This window comes from Paenibacillus apis (genome assembly GCF_018333295.1).
Taxonomy (GTDB): Bacteria; Bacillota; Bacilli; order Paenibacillales; family Paenibacillaceae; genus Fontibacillus; species Fontibacillus antibioticophila.
This window is the reverse complement of the sequence record NZ_BORS01000041.1, coordinates 1-2,077: the sequence shown is the minus strand read 5'-3', so window position 1 is coordinate 2,077 and position 2,077 is coordinate 1. Positions and strand designations below refer to the sequence as shown.

Below are 2,077 nucleotides of genomic sequence, written 5' to 3'. Positions count from 1 at the left end.
TTGTGCGCTTGGCAGCGTAACCAACTAAAGAGTGAAAGTCTCTAGCATACTGCGAAGTGGCGGAAGTGCATAGCTGACAGACAGTGCGCAGTCCGTGAGGATGTGTGCGGAGGGTCTGAAGGCAAAACCCGGAACAGGCGGCGAACCAAGTTGGCTGACGAAGTCGGATGACCCTGCAAGAGAAGGGAATGTCCAATACCACTAATGACTTCGGAAGTTAGGAGGAGCTGGATTCGGGGGAAAGTTGGTTATCGTGACCCAAGGAGATCTCATCATTTCCTCGGACAGAGGTAAACTTTTTTTTTCAAGATCGTGAGGATCGAGGAAGAAGCTATGAATGGTGAGAAGTCAGACGTAGGGATAGTAGTGAATAAGCTTGCCAGAAAGGCCGCAAAGGCAAGTGAATTGGCGTTTTTTTTTTAGATCGCCAATACGAGCTTCGACTCAAAAGGCGGAGACTTGTGCGAAGCCCGAAACCGTGGAAGAAGAGAGATTGAGGGAAACCATGTGCCAGACAGGAGCCGGCGAGCCAAGAAGCGCGTAGACCCGGGGAATGAACATAAGGAGAAGCCGTCTGGGGCGAGTACTGAAAAGGGACGCGGAGATTGCTGAAAAAAAAAAAAAAACTAAGCTACAAGCCGCGGATCTGCAAGGGAAGGGAAACGGGCATGGAGGAACAAGGGAAAGACAAACTCTCTCGTGAAGGAGTAAAGAAGCAAGAAGAACGAAAGTGGTATAGCCTGATTGATAAAATTTGGGCAAAACCAAACCTGGAGGAAGCGTTCAAGGAGGTCAGGCGCAACCGTGGAGCGGCAGGAGTCGATCGAATGACCATAAAGGCATTTGAATCAGAGTTGGAACACCATCTAGAAGTGGTTCAACAGACACTGAAGAACAAAACCTATCGGCCAAAGCCGGTTAGGCGAGTGTACATCCCAAAAGCAGACGGAACGCAAAGACCGCTAGGCATTCCCAGCGTGGGAGATCGAGTTGTACAAGCCGCAGCGCGGCGCATACTGGAACCCATCTTCGAAGCCAAATTCATGGACTGCAGTTTCGGATTCCGGCCTGGGAGAAGTGCACATATGGCACTACAGAAGATCCGTCAGGATTTAGAAGACGGATATCGGTACGTCATTGACGCGGATCTGAAAGCATACTTCGACACCATCCCGCATGAAAGGCTTATTGCGAAGGTGAAGGAAACGGTAGTGGATGGAAGCGTCCTATCTCTGCTGGAAAAATTTCTGAAAGGCGGAATCATGGAAGGCGGCAGTTTTCGCATGAACGAGCAAGGAACGCCACAAGGAGGGGTTATTAGCCCCTTGCTAGCGAACATCTATCTTCATCCGTTGGATGAAGCAATGACAGAGCGAGGGCACCGCCTGACACGCTATGCAGATGACTTCGTCATTTGTTGCAAGACGCAGAAAGGCGCCGAGCGAGTACTGAGGTCTGTCATCAAGCTGCTGGAGAAAGAAATGGGGCTGAAAGTACATCCTGAGAAAACGAAAATCGCCAATAGCAAGAGGGAGTCATTTATCTTTCTGGGTCATGAGTTTAAACCCGGAAAGCGTATGACGCCATCGGACAAAGCTATGGCGAAATTCAAAGAGCGGGTGAAGGAGATCACAAAACGAAATCAGACCGTCAATGTACAAGAACTGGTGAAGAAGGTACTCAACCCTTACCTAAGAGGATGGGCAAACTACTTCGGAACAGGAGACGTACATAGTCGATTTCGAGAACTAGATGCCTGGATCAGGAGACGTCTCCGAGCGGTTCAACTGCGTAGCTGGAAGAAAATAAGAAAGCTACATCGGGAAATGCGAAGACGAGGATGGGACAACAAGGATATGCCGGGGCTACGCATGACAGCGTGGAGAAGTTCGCATTCCACCTATGCCCAATATGCAATGCCAAATAAGTGGTTTGGAGAAATCGGTCTGTGTAGTCTTCTTGCGATTTACAAAGAACTTCATCCCTAGATGGGATAAACACGGAGGAGCCGGATGCGATGACCCGCATGTCCGGATCTGTGAGAGGCCTATGCGCATGCGCATAGGCCTACTCGATT

Annotated in this window: 1 protein-coding gene; it reads left to right on the top strand. The window is 49.7% G+C overall.

Features of this window, described 5'->3' with window-relative positions:
- Nucleotides 1–605: 605 nt before the first annotated feature.
- Complete coding sequence (gene ltrA, locus KI362_RS25175) at nucleotides 606–1,988, top strand: group II intron reverse transcriptase/maturase (RefSeq protein WP_301630980.1); 1,383 nt, start codon at nucleotides 606–608, stop codon at nucleotides 1,986–1,988.
- Nucleotides 1,989–2,077: the final 89 nt, after the last annotated feature.